Origin of the sequence: Acinetobacter sp. GFQ9D191M (assembly GCF_011174875.1) — a bacterium.
In the GTDB taxonomy this organism is placed as follows: domain Bacteria; phylum Pseudomonadota; class Gammaproteobacteria; order Pseudomonadales; family Moraxellaceae; genus Acinetobacter.
In genome coordinates this window covers 13,383-29,926 of the sequence record NZ_JAALGV010000043.1, presented here as the reverse complement: position 1 = coordinate 29,926, position 16,544 = coordinate 13,383, and the positions used below count along the sequence as shown (strand labels likewise).

Here is a 16,544-nt window from a genome sequence, read left to right as displayed (position 1 = left end):
ATTGAATAAGCCAGAATGAGGTAAGGAACCGAATCAAAACTTATACTGATTCAATTTTGATAGAAAAGTTTAGATCTATAACGACTTAAGACTACGAAAGCATAATATTTCACTGGATTTATTTTACTAAACAGAAACCTGGATAGGGATTGAGTAATTCAGTTTTACCCCCATAATAAATTGAGTCGATATCCGCAGTGAAATGATTAAAGCTATGAGTGATAAACAACCCTTTGAACTGGTGACCAATTATCAACCTGCTGGCGATCAGCCACAGGCCATTGAAAAGCTGGTCAAGGGTATAGAAAAAGGCTATCACGATCAGCTTTTGCTGGGGGTTACCGGTTCAGGTAAAACCTATACTATGGCCAATGTCATCGCCCGTACCCAGCGTCCGACTATTGTCATGGCTCATAACAAAACGCTGGCTGCACAGCTCTACGGCGAATTTAAAGCATTTTTCCCGAATAATGCGGTTGAATATTTCGTCAGTTATTATGATTACTATCAGCCAGAAGCCTATGTGCCATCTTCAGATACCTTTATCGAGAAAGATGCGGCAATTAATGATCACATTGACCAGATGCGTCTTTCGGCAACCCGTGCACTTTTAGAACGTCGCGACGCGATTATTGTCGCTTCTGTTTCTGCGATTTACGGTCTGGGTGATCCGAATGCCTATATGAGCATGTTGCTGCATGTGGTGGAAGGTGACCGGATTGGCCGTGATGATATTATCCGTCGTTTGCTCGAAATGCAGTATTCCCGTAATGAACTGGAATTCCTGCGCGGTACGTATCGTATTCGTGGTGAGATTATTGATATTTTCCCTGCCGAATCGGATCAGGATGCCATCCGGATTGAGCTGTTTGATGATGAAGTCGACTCCATTCGCTGGTTTGATCCTTTAACCGGGAAAATGATCCGTAAAGTGCCGCGTGTCACGATCTATCCTAAAAGTCACTATGTAACACCGAAAGACAATTTGGCTCGCGCGATTGAAACCATTCGAGATGAGTTAAAAGAACGTCTAGTCTTTTTCCGTGAAAATGACAAGTTGCTGGAAGCTCAGCGGATCGAGCAGCGTACCCGTTATGATCTGGAAATGATGCAGCAGCTCGGTTATACCAACGGTATCGAAAACTATTCACGTCATTTATCGGGTCGTCCGGCAGGCGAAGCACCGCCGACGCTTTTTGATTATGTACCCGATGATGCCTTGCTGATTATCGATGAATCGCACGTGACTGTTCCACAAATTGGAGCCATGTACAAAGGTGACCGTTCCCGTAAAGAAAATCTGGTGAATTACGGTTTCCGCTTGCCAAGTGCACTGGATAACCGTCCAATGAAATTTGAGGAATGGGAACGTATTGTACCGACGACCGTGTACGTCAGTGCCACACCTGCAAGATATGAACTGGAAAAATCTGAACAGGTGGTCGAGCAGGTGGTTCGTCCAACCGGTCTGATTGATCCGGAAATTGAAATCCGTCCAGTCTTGACGCAGGTCGATGATGTATTGTCTGAAATCAATATCCGTAAGGAAATGAATGAACGTGTGCTGGTAACGACATTGACCAAGCGCATGGCAGAAGACCTGACGTCTTATTTAAAAGAATACGGAATCAAGGTTGCCTATTTACACTCCGATATTGATACCGTAGAGCGTGTGAAAATCATTCATGAGCTGCGTACCGGTGTGCATGATGTTCTGGTCGGCATTAACCTGCTGCGTGAAGGTCTGGATATGCCAGAAGTTTCACTGGTTGCAATTCTGGATGCGGATAAAGAAGGTTTTCTGCGTTCAGAGCGTTCACTGATTCAGACTATTGGTCGTGCTGCGCGTAACTTGAAAGGTAAAGCGATTTTATATGCGGATCGCATCACCGATTCTATGCAAAAAGCCATTGATGAGACTGAACGCCGTCGTGCCAAGCAGATTCAGTTCAATGAAGAGCATGGTATTACACCACGTAGTGCAGTACGTCAGGTGATTAAGGAAATTGATACAGGCGAAGTGCTGGATGATGAAACTATTGAGCTGAAAGCTTCCGATCAGGCCCGTGCGATCAGTGCAGATGAACGCCATATCATGGCCGATCCAAAGATGTTCGCGAAGCATATCAATAAACTGGAAAAAGAAATGCTCAAGGCTTCAAAAGAACTACAGTTTGAGCAGGCTGCACGTATACGGGATGAAATTTTACGTTTAAAAGCGCAGATGTTAAGTTAGGTCTGTGTGTAAATTACAGACTTAAATTACGTAAAATCAATCACAAACCTAACATAATGCTACAAAGTATGTCTGCTGATGCCGCTATTGTAAGTACGAAATATTCATGTTGAAAATTTTGTCCTGAGCAAATAGGTATCGTATGACAACTAAAAATAATCTCCCTCATGCGGGGTTGAAACTTGCAAAAATTGCAGTGGGTGGTGCAGTTCTACTTGGACTCGGGGCTGCAACCATGGCTTATGCCAAGAACGATTCTTTACCCACTGTAGAGAAAGTTGAACTGGACCGCTATTTGGGCACCTGGTATGAAGTGGCTCGTAAACCACTTACATTCCAGAACAAGTGTGATCGTGACGTTACGGCGACGTATACATTAAATGAAAATGGTAACGTTAATGTAGATAACCGCTGTATCCAGAAAAATGGTCAGGTGACTCAATCAGTGGGTGAGGCATACATTCAGAATGCACCTTATAATACCAAGCTCAAAGTAAGTTTCTTGCCAGAGTTTATTCGCTGGTTGCCAGTGGGGCGTGGCGATTATTGGGTATTAAAACTGGATGATAATTATCAAACCGTACTGGTCGGTGAGCCTAAACGTAAATATATGTGGGTATTGTCACGTGATCCTCAACTGGATCAGAATGTGGTGAATGAATACCTACAATATGCGCAATCTGTGGGTTATGATTTGAGTGATGTGATTCATACCAAACAGACCCAACAGGCAAGAAAATAAAAGGCCAATCGGGTTATGTATAAAAACCATGCTTCGGCATGGTTTTTTAATGCTTCTCTTTTTTGAATTATATATTTTGCCTTGCTATCACCTTTGGTCAGATGAATCTTCAAGCTTTATTTTAGACTAATCGTTATAATACGCTGGAATGATCTTGGGTTTGAAGCATGTATAAAGGCATTGCATTATCGGTATTGGCATCAGTGGTATTTGGTGTTCTTTATATATTCACGCCATTGTTGCAGCCTTTAGACAGTGAACAAACCTTTGCCTGGCGAATGCTGGCGACCATTCCATTTTTGACTGCGTTCATGTGGTGGTCAGGTGACCTCAGCCATATCACTCAAATTTTAAAACGCATTCTCAAACAACCTGCTTTTCTGATCTGGTTGATCATCAGTTCCCTGTTATGTACGACACAGTTGTGGCTCTTTTTATGGGGACCAATTAATGGTCGCGGTTTACAGGTATCCCTGGGATATTTTCTGTTGCCGCTAGTTATGGTCCTAGTCGGATGTGTACTTTATAAGGAAAAATTGTCACGCTGGCAGATGGCAGCAGTCGCACTGGCCATATTAGGTGTAGGACATGAAATCTGGCGGATCGGTTTCATTGCCTGGGAAACGGTGTATGTGGCACTGGCATATCCGCTGTATTTCTTTATGCGCCGTAAATTTCAGACGGATCATTTAGGCGGTTTCTGGTGGGACATCTTCATCATTCTGCCTGTCGCGATTTATCTGGGCTTTATTCATAGCGATTCCATGCAATTAATTCTTAATGCACAGCATCTGATTTTTGCGGTATTGGGTCTAGGCTTTCTAAGTGCGTTAGGATTGGGAAGTTATATTCTGGCGAGCCGTTATTTGCCATTTGTTATTTTTGGGCTATTAAGTTATCTGGAACCAGTACTTTTGGCCTTTGCGTCTATGGCATTAGGGGAGCGGGTTGAAGCCGGCGAATGGCTGACTTATCTCCCGATCTGGCTGGCCGTCGTATTGTTGGTAATTGAAGGTATTTTGCATTTACGTCAGCAAAAGCTGAAACAACGCGAACTTATGCAAAAAGTCGAGAAGCTAGAACAATATAAAGAAAAATGATTTTATAAAATATTAAATTCCAGATCGTGCAGCTTTAATTAGACAATATTTGTAGATTGTCAGTCTAGATAATGTAAAATCCGAGACATTCATCACAAAATAACAAGATATCACGATTTATTTGGGGAATTGTATGTCGGAAATCGCTATTCCATATCAGTTACGTGCACGCCTGTCACAGCTAGAGCCAAGTCTGGATCTAGAATGGCAACGTGAAATCAGAACAGTTCTGGCTGATGTATCTGCCGAGCTTAAAGAAAGTATCGATTTTCAGATTTTAAAACCAAAAAAAATTCTCTGGGATCGTGATGCCAATCAATATCGATACCAGGCTCAACATTCGGTCGAGTTGCTCAGTCAAAAGTTTTTAAATGACCGGATGCGTTATTATGCCAGCACCTTTGCCTTATCCTTGCAAAGCCTGAAAGGTTTAAATGACAGTTTGCAGATTGCGGATTATCTGGAAAATGCACTTGAGCAAATTGATAAAATCGAAGTCGATGAAAACTTTCAGATGCAGCGTGAAAAACTGGAACTGCGCCGAACCTTTTTGCTAAATGCTGCTGAAATTATCCGTGAACTGAAGTTGCAACCTTTAGAAGGGGTGCGCCAGCTGACTGAAGAGCATGTGAAATGCTTTATTACTGAAGTGTTTATTAAGCAGCAACTCCTTGGTTATTGGTACAAACCTCTATTAAAAAAACAAACCGTGGAAATGAAACATCCGCTGTTTCGCTATTTCCTGATCAAAGAACAAGAAATCCGTCATTTTGATATTGTCCGTACTTCGCAATTTTTATTCATTGTTGCGCCAGTGATGGATGTACAACAGAATCCATATTCTATTCGCCGTTTCCTGATTGAAGAAAAGGGTGCACTTGAAGATCAGGTTTACCTGAATGTTCTTGTCCTGGATTTGAAAGAGGATATGGATGAGGAAGTGGTCGAAACGCTGAAATCACAGATGCAGCGTATGGTGACCTTGCAAAGCCAGATTCATCTGGACGTGATTGATATTGTGCATGATCTGGAACAGCTTCTCAGAACAGAAGCTACTGCCTTTACTAGTTGAACCCATTCAGGTGGTAGAAAAAAATGCCGATGTGGTGGCACAGCGACATTTGAAAAACTTTGAGGAAATTCTGACTCGGGAATTGTTATTACCCATGCGTGATGCGATTCGTGATCATCTTTCTCATATTGAAGAATTTTCTTATCTATATTTGCACGTCCATAAAATCTTTTCTGAAATACTGGCCTATTACCGTGATTTCAAATCGCAGCCAGCGTTTATGTTTAACCAATATATCCAGAATTTTGAATATAAATTACTGGGATTTATTCGCCTGCTGGAAAAACGCAAAGGTGAAACCTTTATTCCGACCAACTCGCATGAGTGGCAGGTGATGCACCAGCGTTCCGGGCAGCCGGTCAAGGATATTCAGTCTACAATTGCAGATAATGTGCAGCAATATCGGGATTTGAAAAAATATATCAATACGCTGCATCGTCAAAAGAGAGAGCATGAGAAGAAGTCAATTTTCAAGAAACTATGGACTAAGGACACTTCAGATCAGGATATTGAAATCGCACTGAACAGATTGCAGCAGTTAAAGCGCAGCATGTTCCTGGAAATTATTCAGGTTCCACGTACCTATGAAAACAGCAGTGTTTTTCTGGAATTTGAAAGTTTACAGAATCTACAGCAGGTCGAACGCCACTATGCTTTCCCATGTGGAGATAACGGTTTGACCCGCTTACCAATCCTGATTCATTTGCCAGAAACCTATGACGATTTTGATGTAGAAAACTTCAATGCATCCATGAGTCTGGACATGAATTTTTCAGCAGGAACCAAAGTGCAGCTTAATCAGGAAAATGCCATCAGCTATGAACTCTAGTTTTGGCTGAATAAACAACATTTAACAAAAATCTGGTTTTTATAGTTAATAGATGATTTTTCAAATTTTAAATGCAAAATCATCTGACTAATTACAATTATTTTCAAAATTTATAGTGAATATATCGGATTTTCGGCCAGAGTTAATCAGCTTTTGATTCAAACTTGCGGCCAATTCCATTACAATTATCGGGTTTTGAAATTTATGCTTAGATTTACAATTAATTAGAGGACGTATCTGTGAGCAAAGACACTATCGTTGCCCTCCATGCAGAGCACCAAGGTCGTTGGAAAAACCGTGAAGAACTTGCGGAACGTATGATTGCCCTAGTAGGTCAGTTATATCGTGAAAAAAATATCGTAGCTACAGTTTACGGTCGCTCTTTAATTAACCGTTCTGTAATCCAGATCCTTAAAGCGCATCGTCGTACTCGTGTACTGGACGTTGAGCTTTCTGTTGTAGACACTTTCCCAATTCTTGAAGCATTGGCAAAAGTAGAAAACATCGGTACTGCTGAAATTGATCTAGGCAAACTTGCTGTTGAATTCAAAGCAAAAGGTGGTGATGTTAACGCATTCGTTGCTGATGCTGTGAAATCACTTGAAGGCAATGCAACTTCTGTTGAAGGTAAAGACGTTGTACTTTACGGTTTCGGTCGTATCGGTCGTATCCTTGCCCGTTTGATGATCAGCCAGTCAGGTCTAGGCCGTGGCTTGAACCTGAAAGCAATCGTAGTTCGTAAATCATCTGACGGTGACCTTGAAAAACGTGCGTCTTTATTGCGTCGTGACTCAATCCACGGTCCATTCGCGGGTACGATTTCTGTAGATGAAGAAAACGAAGCAATTATTGCAAACGGTCAGTTCATCAAAGTGATCTATGCATCTAATCCATCTGAAGTGGATTACACTGCATACGGTATCGAAAATGCATTAGTGATCGACAACACTGGTAAATGGCGTGATGCTGAAGGTCTTGCTCAACACCTGAAATGCCCAGGCGCTGCTCGCGTAATTCTGACTGCACCTGGTAAAGGTGACATGAAGAACGTTGTATTTGGTGTGAACCAGGCTGACATCCTTGATGAAGATCAAATCATCTCTGCTGCAAGCTGTACAACCAATGCGATCACTCCAACATTGAAAGTGTTAAACGACAAATACACAGTGATCAATGGTCACGTTGAAACAGTTCACTCGTTCACAAACGACCAGAACCTGATCGACAACTACCATAAAGCTGACCGTCGTGGCCGTGCTGCAACATTAAACATGGTTATCACTGAGACTGGTGCTGCTAAAGCAGTTGCGAAAGCACTTCCTGCGCTGAAAGGCAAGTTGACTGGTAACTCTGTACGTGTTCCTACACCAAACGTATCTCTTGCGATCCTGAACCTGACTTTAGATAAAGAAGTTGATCGTGATGAAGTGAATGAATACATTCGCCAAATCTCAATCAATTCTAACCTTCAAGGTCAAATCGGTTATACAAACTCTACTGAAGTTGTATCTTCTGACTTTATCGGTTCTCGTACTGCAGGTGTATTCGACGCTCAAGCGACAATCACTTCAGGCAATCGTTTAACTTGCTACGTTTGGTATGATAACGAAGTGGGTTATAGCTGCCAGGTACTTCGCATTGCTGAACAAATGGGCGGCGTAAGCTATCCAAAAGTTCCTGCTGAAACAAATGCATAATTTGTAGAAGTGATCTAAAAAAGAGCCTCTTTTGAGGCTCTTTTTTATTGTGGAAGATAAAGGTGGCAAATCAGCTTTATAAAACTATTGCATTAATTGATGGAAAATTCACCTTGATGTGCCTATTTGAATCTGTTAGCTTACAAATGGTAAGTACATTAAAAATAGTAAGTAAGAACTAAAAATTGTGATCAAGAAAGGAACTCTTCAATGACCAAATATGCAATCAGTCCATTACTGGGACAGGTGCTATCGAATGAATGTCTATCCCGTGAAATACTGGAACATCTCACCAATAAATGGTCAGTGCTGGTATTGCGCTGTTTAAGTGAGGGTGTACATCGCTTTAGTGAGCTGAAGAAGCGAATTGAAGGGGTCAGTGAAAAAATGCTGGCGCAAACCTTAAAAATGCTGGAGCAAGATGGTTTTATTTTAAGAACGGTTTATCCCGTTGTGCCGCCCAAAGTTGAATATCAATTGACCATTACCGGTTCGCAAGCAGCAGAAAAAATAAACTATTTGATTGGCTGGGTAGAGCGGAGTTTGCCAGAGATTTTGGAAAATAAAGAGCGTGTTACTAAATAAAAATTAAATTGCTTTTGGGGAAGCAATAAATGGATAAGTCAGAAAATCTAGTTGCTCGATTATTGGCAGTGTACGCAATTATCCTAACTTTATGCATCGCTATTTATGCGATCTTTCAGCTTTTAGAAGTTGATCTCACTTTAGCGACTAATCTTTTGCTTTGGTCAGCTTCAATCCTTGCTCCAATAGCAGTATTGATGACTTATACGAGTTGGAGAAAACAAAAAGGTAGTGAGGTTATAGCAGAACAAGCTAAATAGCTTGCAATTTTAACGATTGAAATAGAAGGAATAAATAATAAAATTTTAACAGGATTTTGGGTCAAAAATATAGATTTTAAGAAAGCTAAAAATCTTGTAGATGAGTTCTATAGCTTAAGAATAAATATACTAAGTTCATTCAAGTTTTTAAAAGAAGCAACTAAAGATCAGGCATTAGAAAAAAAGATCCAGCTGTTTGAACAGAAAACTTTAGGGTTATATTCACACTATTCAGGTCTTGTTAAGTCGGAGAATATTACAAATATTTATTCCCATATACCCATGCTGAAAAGGGAGTTAGGAGATATTTTTGTTGATTTACGCGAAGAGCTAATGAAATATGCGCTTTATGAAAATAATATAAAGAAACCTCTTAGTTTACTCATGGTTTTCTGAATATCTGTTGATCAGTTAAAGCAATTCAATTGAAAAAAGTAAAACTATAAAAATAAAGATGCTTAAACTATAAGAAGAATTACCGCAATTCTGAAATAAGTGAAAACATTTTTATAATTCTTATTTTGTATAAGTTCCTCACAATAATTTCTTGATAAATCGTCAATCTGTATCAGCTTTTTGCTTGAATAATATAAAATAATCTTAAATTGGGTCTTCTTCATGGAAAGCCCAATAAATATAGTCGAGAAATGCTTTAAAATATGGCAGAATAGGCGGTTTTTAAAGTTTTTTAGAGGATTGGCATTATGCGCTTTGTTGATGAAGCAGTCATTACCGTAGAGGCTGGCGACGGTGGCAATGGCGTAGCCAGTTTTCGCCGTGAAAAGTTCGTACCATTTGGTGGTCCAGATGGTGGTGATGGTGGTCGTGGCGGCAGCATTTATATTCAGGCTGACGACGACACGAGTACCCTTGTAGATTATCGTTATACCCGTAAATTTCGCGCTGAACGTGGTAAAAACGGTGCTGGCGCAAACTGTGCTGGTCGTGGTGGCGAATCAGTTATTTTAAAAGTTCCTGTGGGAACAACCATTGTAGATAGTGAATCTGGCGACATTATTGGAGATCTGGTTGAAGACGGCCAGAAAGTATTAGTGGCACATGGCGGCCAAGGTGGTTTGGGTAATACCCACTTCAAATCATCAACCAACCGTTCTCCGCGTAAATGTACACATGGTACCAAAGGTGAATTCCGTGAAATCCGCCTTGAGCTGAAAGTACTGGCTGATGTTGGCTTGCTCGGCATGCCAAATGCAGGTAAATCAACCTTTATCCGTGCAGTCTCTGCAGCAAAACCAAAAGTTGCAGATTATCCGTTTACGACCATGGTACCTAACCTGGGCGTAGTGGATGCGGATCGTCATCGTTCATTTGTAATGGCGGATATTCCAGGTCTGATCGAAGGTGCGGCAGAAGGTGCAGGTCTCGGGATTCGCTTCCTGAAACATTTGGCACGTACCCGTATTCTGCTTCATATTGTAGATGTTCAACCGATTGACGGTTCAGATCCTGCTTACAATGCCAAAGCGATTTTGAATGAGTTGCAAAAATTCTCCCCAACACTTTCAAAATTACCGGTGGTATTGGTTCTGAATAAGGTTGATCAGCTTGCTGTAGATACTCGTGACGAATGGTGTAATCACATTCTTGAAGAATTACAGTGGGAAGGTCCTGTCTTTAAAACTTCAGGCTTAACGGCTGAAGGCACTAAAGATGTGGTGTATTACTTGATGGATCAAATCGAGCAGCAACGCGAACGCGAAGTTGAAGATCCTGAATACGCAGCAGAAATGAAAGAATTCCGTGATCAGCTTGAAGCTGAAACACGTGAACAAACGATTGCTGCGAAAGAAGCTTATCGTGAAATGCGTCGCGCTCAACGTCTGGGCGGCGATGACTTTGATGATGAAGATGATGACGACAGCGACGTAGAAGTATATTACGTACGTTAATCTTTTAAAGATAAGTCTGAGGACAAGATGATAGAAGTGGTAGATGGGCAACGTCAGCTCAAGGGTTGTAAACGAATCGTTGTTAAAATCGGATCATCTTTACTCACAGCAAACGGGCAAGGTTTAGATTTAGATGCCATCTCGCATTGGGCGGGACAAATCGCGGATCTACACAATGCCGGACACGAGATTATTCTCGTTTCTTCCGGAGCTGTGGCTGAAGGTATGGTTCGAATGAAACTTGAGAATCGACCCACCGATCTACCCAGTCTTCAGGCTTGTGCTGCCATTGGTCAAATGGGTTTAATCCAGACCTGGTCAAGTGTGTTGGAAAAACACAGTATTCAAACCGCTCAGGTATTATTGACTCATGATGACCTGGCAGACCGTCGTCGTTATCTGAATTCTTGTGATGCCTTGCAGCACCTGATTGACTGGCATGTAATTCCGGTTATTAATGAAAATGACACGGTTTCTACTGATGAAATCCGTTTCGGTGATAACGATACGCTCGCTGCGATGGTGGCAGGTCAGGTGCATGCTGATCTGCTGATTATCCTGACTGATCAGGAAGGCATGTTTGACTCGGATCCTCGTTCTAATCCGGATGCCAAACTGTTTCATACCGTACGTGCCATGGATGAGAGCCTGTTTGATATGGCAGGCGGCGGCGGAAAATTTGGTCGGGGCGGTATGTTGACCAAAGTCCGTGCTGCACGTCTGGCTGCCAAGTCTGGTTGTCCAACACTAATCGCTAGTGGTGATAGTGACAATGTTTTATCGCGCCTGATGGCGGGTGAAATGTTGGGTACATTATTTATCACTGATGATGACCGTATGACAGCACATCAGCAATGGTTAGCAGCGCATCTGCAAACTGCAGGTCGTCTGGTGATTGATGATGGTGCGGTTAAGGCTATCAAAGAGAATCACCGTAGCCTGTTGCCGGTCGGTGTCAAAGCCGTAGAAGGACATTTTGATCGTGGTGATGTAGTGGAATGTGTCGATCGACAAGGTCACCGTATTGCTGTAGGACGTGTCAACTTCAGTTCACGTTCAGCAGAAATCGTCAAAGGTCTAGCATCGGATAAAGTCCATCAGGTCTTAGGTGAAGCGCGTTCTTTAGAGATGATTCACCGTAATCATATGGCAATTTACTAAATTATTAAGATTAAAAAAATCCCGCTTTCGAGCGGGATTTTTTATGTCTGGAAATTTACTTCACCCAGCCCATCCGAATAAAAGGCTTAAACAGGAATTGATGAATGCTGAAAATAAAGCTCATGATTTTATTCTCATATTTCCACCAGAGCGGTAAGCCAGCAAGATTGACTGCTAAAGCAATCACGAATGCTCCCATCATATCAATCGGAAAATGTACACCCACATAAACCCGCGACCAAGCGACAAGCCAAGCAGTCCAGAGTAGGATTCGACCCAAATCACGTTGTGCTGAGAAATAATAGGCAAAGGCAATCCCGCTAAAAATACTCATGTGATTGCTTGGGAATGAGCCTGTAGGTGCGTGCTCAATCAGGGTTTGACCAACCTCCATGACAAAAGGGCGGGGTGTGTTTAGAACGGCAGATAATACCTCGCTAATCGACAAGGTGATTGCTGTGAAGATCGCAGCTTTAATAATCCCTGTTTTGATTTCACGACTGCCACGCAGCCAGGCAACAGCAAAAATCAGCAGAAATAAATACACTAGATCATGCGCTATCAGACTGGCATAGTTAATCATCCAGATCGAGGCTTGGTCAGGTACATTGAGAAGATGAAACAGATATAGGTTCAGTTGATCGAGTGACATGAGGAGAGAGGGCTGACACAAATGTCCGTTACTCTAAACCGATCAAAGCTCAATTCATATCTGAGTTTGTATGAATTTGTAGCATTGATTTTTCAAAGAATTTTCAAGTGATAAAAAACCACCCAAAAGGGTGGTTTTTAAACATCTAAATAATTTCATTAAGACTTATTTAAACTGAATAGAACCATTGGTGCTCACGGTCATTTTGGATTCACCCGCTGCCATTTCCTGTTCTGGAACTGCTTCGGCATAAGCAGATTTGGCCATCGCCATGCGTGGTATAGGTGGATAACCCGAATTATTGGTATTGATATTCAGATTCACCAGTTGATAGCCTGGTTTGTTCCAGACTTGCGCCAGACTTTGCGCACGTTGCTGGAAGTTTTTCGAAGCTTCAAGCATCAGCTCGTTTTCGACTTTTTTACGTTTTGCTTCAGATACTGTGAAGTTAATCGATTCAGTCTGGAAGTTCTGTTGTAGCTCAGCAATCAGTTGCGAGGCGGCTTTAAAGTCAGTCGATTCAATCCGTACCTGCGCACGAGCACGCCATTCTCTTAACTTGCGGTTGTCGTTGTCATAGACTGGATAGGTATGCTGTGAACCGGTTTCAATTTTTACCGTAGGATATTTTTTAGCAGTATTAATGGCCTGCGTCATCAACTGATTGATTTGTGCTGCAAGCTCAGCGGGCTGTTTATTGGATTTTTCAACAAATAAATTGGCATTCATCAGGTCATTGGAAATATCGCGACTGGCTTCTGCCGAGATATTCACCACATTATAATTCAAGGTTTCTTCAGGAGCTGCGAAAGCGGCAGAAGATAATGCGCCGAGCAAAGCAAGCGCTGAAAAAGAAGAAAGACGCATTTTGTTGTCCTGTTTTAGTGGAATTGTTGGCCTTGTGCTGATCATAAAATACTAAGGTGGAAATGTGTTGATATTCCGAAATTATTGTCGTTGGATTGTTAAAAATATATTTTATTTATTGTAGATATATCGGAACCAAATGTGATGAAAATTATATACTTATTGAGATAATTGTTTGATAATTACACTGTTGTATTCATGACAACAAAATTGCATAAAATGTTTAGGCTTCCTTGTCATTACTATGCATAAAGTTGATAATTTAGACAGCAACATTTTTTGATATATTTTTTCAATAACAGCCGAGGCAAATTGATACTAAAAGTTGTTTATTTTCCTGAAAAAAACTGTATTATCCGCCTCTCCTAGTTACTGAATAGAAAATTGTCTAACTAGATTATATAAAGCACCGAGTCAAACGACCGCAAGTCACCAGACTTATTTCTTTCAACCCATATCAGAGATGGTAATTCGATATGAGCGTTTCTTCTGTAAATCCTGCCACCAATTCCACAAACGAATACTACTTGACTCGCCAAAGTCAGATGGAATCGAATGTGCGTAGTTATCCACGTAAATTACCGTTAGCGATAGCGAAAGCACAAGGTTGCTGGGTTACCGATGTTGAAGGTACGGAGTACCTTGATTGTTTAGCTGGGGCAGGGACATTGGCATTAGGCCATAATCACCCTGCGGTCATTCAAAGTATCCAGGACACACTTGCAAGCGGTCTTCCATTGCATACGCTGGATCTCACAACTCCTTTAAAAGATGCTTTTACTGAAGCACTTCTTGCTTACCTGCCAGGTGGCAAAGAAGAATATTGCTTACAGTTCTGTGGTCCATCTGGTGCAGATGCAACAGAAGCAGCGATTAAACTAGCCAAAACCTTTACTGGCCGTAGTTCAGTGATCAGCTTCTCTGGTGGCTATCACGGTATGACTCACGGTTCTTTGGCAATGACAGGTAACCTGTCTGCGAAGAACTCGGTGAATGGTTTAATGCCAGGCGTTCAATTCATGCCATATCCGCATGAATACCGTTGTCCACTAGGTCTGGGTGGTGAAGCGGGCGTTGATGCTTTGACTTATTATTTCGAAAACTTCATTGAAGATGTCGAAAGCGGTGTAACCAAGCCAGCAGCTGTGATTCTTGAAGCAATCCAAGGTGAAGGCGGTGTGGTAACAGCACCTGTAAAATGGTTGCAGAAAATCCGTGAAGTGACTGAAAAACACAATATTGTGTTGATTCTTGACGAAGTTCAAGCGGGCTTTGCGCGTTCAGGCAAAATGTTTGCATTCGAACACGCAGGGATCGAACCTGATGTGGTTGTCATGTCTAAAGCTGTTGGCGGTAGCTTGCCACTTGCAGTACTGGGTATCAAACGTAAGTTCGATGCATGGCAGCCTGCTGGCCACACCGGTACTTTCCGTGGTAACCAGTTGGCAATGGGTACAGGTCTTGCGACTCTACAAACCATTAAAGAACAAAATCTTGCGCAAAATGCACAAGAACGTGGTGATTTCCTGCAAGCTGAACTGAAAAAGCTGGCGGCTGAATTCCCATGTATCGGTAACGTACGTGGTCGCGGTCTGATGATCGGTGTTGAAATCGTCGACGAGCGTAAACCAGCGGATCATATGGGTTCTTTCCCTGCTGATGGCCAATTGGCTGCAGCAATTCAAACCGCTTGTTTCAACAACAAACTGTTGCTGGAAAAAGGTGGTCGTAACGGTACAGTGATCCGTTTACTTTGCCCATTGATCATCACTCAGGCTGAGTGTGAAGAAGTTCTGGTTCGCTTCAAGAAAGCGGTTGCTGAAGCTCTAATCGCAGTTCGAGGCGCATAATTCATGGTAGATTTTGCAGAACACCGTAAAGCGTTACTCTGCAATGATGCTGCATCTATCGCTGACTATGAGTCAGCGATGGATCAGGCGACCAAAGCGGTTGCAGCATGGTTGCAAAACGACAAGATGTATACCGGCGGTAGCATCAAGGAATTGCGTAGCGCAATTGCGTTCAATCCTTCTAAAGAAGGCTTGGGCGTACAGAAATCTTTAGAGCGTATGGTTGAGTTATTCCTCAACAAGAGCTTGAAAGTACATCACCCGCATTCGCTTGCGCATTTGCATTGCCCGACAATGGTCACTAGCCAGATCGCGGAAGTGTTAATCAATGCAACTAACCAGTCAATGGACTCTTGGGATCAAAGCCCGGCAGGTTCTTTGATGGAAGTGCAGCTGATTGACTGGTTACGCCAAAAAGTCGGCTATGGCTCAGGTCAGGCGGGTGTGTTCACTTCAGGTGGCACGCAATCAAACTTGATGGGCGTACTGCTGGCTCGTGATGCCTGCATTGCGAAAAACTGGAAAGATGAAAACGGCAATCCATGGTCGGTTCAGCGCGATGGTATCCCTGCGGATGCAATGCGTAATGTCAAAGTGATCTGTTCTGAAAATGCACACTTCTCTGTGCAAAAGAACATGGCCATGATGGGCATGGGTTTCCAGTCTGTGGTGACTGTTCCTGTCAATGAAAATGCACAGATGGATGTGGATGCGCTGGAAAAAACCATGGCGCATCTTCAAGTTGAAGGTAAAATTGTAGCATGTGTAGTTGCGACTGCAGGTACTACAGATGCGGGTGCGATTGATCCACTCAAACAGATTCGTAAAATCACCAATAAATATGGCGCGTGGATGCACATCGACGCTGCATGGGGTGGTGCACTGATTCTGTCGAATAAATACCGTTCTATGCTGGATGGTATCGAACTGTCTGATTCAGTGACTTTGGACTTCCATAAACATTACTTCCAAACCATTTCATGTGGTGCGTTCTTGCTGAAAGATGAAGCGAACTATCGTTTCATGCACTACGAAGCGGAATACCTAAACTCTGCGTATGACGAAGAACATGGCGTACCGAACCTGGTATCGAAATCTCTGCAAACGACCCGTCGTTTTGACGCGTTGAAATTGTGGATGACCGTAGAAGCACTCGGTGAAGAACTGTATGGTTCGATGATCGACCACGGTGTGGATCTGACCCGTGAGGTGGCAGATTACATCAAGGCAACGTCAGGGCTGGAGCTGCTGGTTGAACCTCAGTTTGCATCCGTACTGTTCCGTGTGGTACCAGAAGGCTATCCGGCTGAGTTTATCGATACGTTGAACCAGAACGTGGCAGATGAACTGTTTGCACGTGGTGAAGCGAATATTGGCGTCACTAAAGTTGGTCAGGTGCAATCTCTGAAAATGACGACTTTAAGCCCGGTTGCAACGCTTGAAAATGTGAAGAACCTGTTGGCACTTGTGCTTGCAGAAGCGGACCGTATCAAGGATTCAATTGCTGATGGTACTTATACGCCGCCAATCGCATAAGCGGTTGCAGGTGGAAAAAAGGAGATCGTTAAGATCTCCTTTTTTAT

The 16,544-nt window shown here is 42.5% G+C and carries 14 protein-coding genes; 12 read left to right on the top strand and 2 right to left on the bottom strand.

The features are described 5' to 3' along the window. Positions 1 to 214 precede the first annotated feature (214 nt). The 10 genes from uvrB (at position 215) to proB (ending at position 11,592) form a co-directional block, all read left to right on the top strand. The gene (gene uvrB / locus G5T77_RS07860) at positions 215 to 2,236 is read left to right on the top strand and encodes an excinuclease ABC subunit UvrB (RefSeq protein ID WP_166137151.1); all 2,022 of its coding nucleotides are present in this window, start codon (positions 215 to 217) and stop codon (positions 2,234 to 2,236) included. A gap of 142 nt (positions 2,237 to 2,378) precedes the next feature. Further along, positions 2,379 to 2,978 (top strand): lipocalin family protein, encoded by a 600-nt coding sequence (locus G5T77_RS07855; protein WP_004782725.1) that lies wholly within the window; start codon positions 2,379 to 2,381, stop codon positions 2,976 to 2,978. A gap of 167 nt (positions 2,979 to 3,145) precedes the next feature. Further along, complete coding sequence (gene rarD, locus G5T77_RS07850) at positions 3,146 to 4,078, top strand: EamA family transporter RarD (protein WP_166137154.1); 933 nt, start codon at positions 3,146 to 3,148, stop codon at positions 4,076 to 4,078. A gap of 133 nt (positions 4,079 to 4,211) precedes the next feature. Then, positions 4,212 to 5,150 carry a hypothetical protein gene (locus G5T77_RS17170; RefSeq protein WP_240904211.1) on the top strand — a complete coding sequence of 313 codons (939 nt, stop codon included), beginning with the start codon at positions 4,212 to 4,214 and terminating at the stop codon, positions 5,148 to 5,150. Next, a complete protein-coding gene (locus tag G5T77_RS17165) occupies positions 5,101 to 5,979 on the top strand; it encodes a hypothetical protein (protein WP_240904212.1) in 879 nt (292 codons plus the stop codon). Before G5T77_RS17170 ends, G5T77_RS17165 begins: the two co-directional genes overlap by 50 nt. Before the next feature lie 239 nt (positions 5,980 to 6,218). Continuing rightward, positions 6,219 to 7,676, top strand: coding sequence for a glyceraldehyde-3-phosphate dehydrogenase (locus G5T77_RS07840; protein ID WP_004782721.1), 1,458 nt, complete (start codon positions 6,219 to 6,221; stop codon positions 7,674 to 7,676). A gap of 210 nt (positions 7,677 to 7,886) precedes the next feature. Beyond that, a complete protein-coding gene (locus G5T77_RS07835) occupies positions 7,887 to 8,261 on the top strand; it encodes a helix-turn-helix domain-containing protein (protein ID WP_166137157.1) in 375 nt (124 codons plus the stop codon). A gap of 29 nt (positions 8,262 to 8,290) precedes the next feature. After that, on the top strand, positions 8,291 to 8,521 hold the full coding sequence (locus G5T77_RS17070) for a hypothetical protein (RefSeq protein ID WP_205683241.1): 231 nt from the start codon (positions 8,291 to 8,293) through the stop codon (positions 8,519 to 8,521). Positions 8,522 to 9,225: 704 nt separating this feature from the next. Further along, positions 9,226 to 10,431, top strand: coding sequence for an Obg family GTPase CgtA (cgtA, locus tag G5T77_RS07825; RefSeq protein WP_004782712.1), 1,206 nt, complete (start codon positions 9,226 to 9,228; stop codon positions 10,429 to 10,431). A gap of 27 nt (positions 10,432 to 10,458) precedes the next feature. Next, entirely contained in the window at positions 10,459 to 11,592 is a 1,134-nt protein-coding gene (gene proB, locus G5T77_RS07820) for a glutamate 5-kinase (RefSeq protein WP_005234922.1), read from the top strand. Positions 11,593 to 11,647: 55 nt separating this feature from the next. Here proB and G5T77_RS07815 read toward each other — a convergent pair whose 3' ends face one another. Both G5T77_RS07815 and G5T77_RS07810 read right to left on the bottom strand, forming a co-directional pair. Further along, positions 11,648 to 12,244: a phosphatase PAP2 family protein gene (locus tag G5T77_RS07815; protein ID WP_166137160.1), complete on the bottom strand. Its 597-nt coding sequence runs from the start codon at positions 12,242 to 12,244 to the stop codon at positions 11,648 to 11,650. Positions 12,245 to 12,409: 165 nt separating this feature from the next. Continuing rightward, entirely contained in the window at positions 12,410 to 13,111 is a 702-nt protein-coding gene (locus G5T77_RS07810; RefSeq protein WP_166137163.1) for an SIMPL domain-containing protein, read from the bottom strand. Between the two features lie 476 nt (positions 13,112 to 13,587). Here G5T77_RS07810 and G5T77_RS07805 point away from each other — a divergent pair, with 476 nt between their 5' ends. Together G5T77_RS07805 and G5T77_RS07800 are read left to right on the top strand one after the other, a co-directional pair. Then, positions 13,588 to 14,961: a diaminobutyrate--2-oxoglutarate transaminase gene (locus tag G5T77_RS07805; RefSeq protein ID WP_034703655.1), complete on the top strand. Its 1,374-nt coding sequence runs from the start codon at positions 13,588 to 13,590 to the stop codon at positions 14,959 to 14,961. Between the two features lie 3 nt (positions 14,962 to 14,964). Next, complete coding sequence (locus tag G5T77_RS07800) at positions 14,965 to 16,497, top strand: aspartate aminotransferase family protein (protein WP_166137166.1); 1,533 nt, start codon at positions 14,965 to 14,967, stop codon at positions 16,495 to 16,497. The last annotated feature ends 47 nt before the right edge of the window (positions 16,498 to 16,544 follow it).

What these genes read in the sequence shown, in the direction of transcription:
- uvrB (WP_166137151.1), top strand. Translation starts at nt 215, where the DNA reads ATGAGTGATAAACAACCCTTTGAACTGGTGACCAATTATCAACCTGCT.
- G5T77_RS07855 (WP_004782725.1), top strand. Translation starts at nt 2,379, where the DNA reads ATGACAACTAAAAATAATCTCCCTCATGCGGGGTTGAAACTTGCAAAA.
- rarD (WP_166137154.1), top strand. Translation starts at nt 3,146, where the DNA reads ATGTATAAAGGCATTGCATTATCGGTATTGGCATCAGTGGTATTTGGT.
- G5T77_RS17170 (WP_240904211.1), top strand. Translation starts at nt 4,212, where the DNA reads ATGTCGGAAATCGCTATTCCATATCAGTTACGTGCACGCCTGTCACAG.
- G5T77_RS17165 (WP_240904212.1), top strand. Translation starts at nt 5,101, where the DNA reads ATGATCTGGAACAGCTTCTCAGAACAGAAGCTACTGCCTTTACTAGTT.
- G5T77_RS07835 (WP_166137157.1), top strand. Translation starts at nt 7,887, where the DNA reads ATGACCAAATATGCAATCAGTCCATTACTGGGACAGGTGCTATCGAAT.
- G5T77_RS17070 (WP_205683241.1), top strand. Translation starts at nt 8,291, where the DNA reads ATGGATAAGTCAGAAAATCTAGTTGCTCGATTATTGGCAGTGTACGCA.
- cgtA (WP_004782712.1), top strand. Translation starts at nt 9,226, where the DNA reads ATGCGCTTTGTTGATGAAGCAGTCATTACCGTAGAGGCTGGCGACGGT.
- proB (WP_005234922.1), top strand. Translation starts at nt 10,459, where the DNA reads ATGATAGAAGTGGTAGATGGGCAACGTCAGCTCAAGGGTTGTAAACGA.
- G5T77_RS07815 (WP_166137160.1), bottom strand. Translation starts at nt 12,244, where the DNA reads ATGTCACTCGATCAACTGAACCTATATCTGTTTCATCTTCTCAATGTA.
- G5T77_RS07810 (WP_166137163.1), bottom strand. Translation starts at nt 13,111, where the DNA reads ATGCGTCTTTCTTCTTTTTCAGCGCTTGCTTTGCTCGGCGCATTATCT.
- G5T77_RS07805 (WP_034703655.1), top strand. Translation starts at nt 13,588, where the DNA reads ATGAGCGTTTCTTCTGTAAATCCTGCCACCAATTCCACAAACGAATAC.
- G5T77_RS07800 (WP_166137166.1), top strand. Translation starts at nt 14,965, where the DNA reads ATGGTAGATTTTGCAGAACACCGTAAAGCGTTACTCTGCAATGATGCT.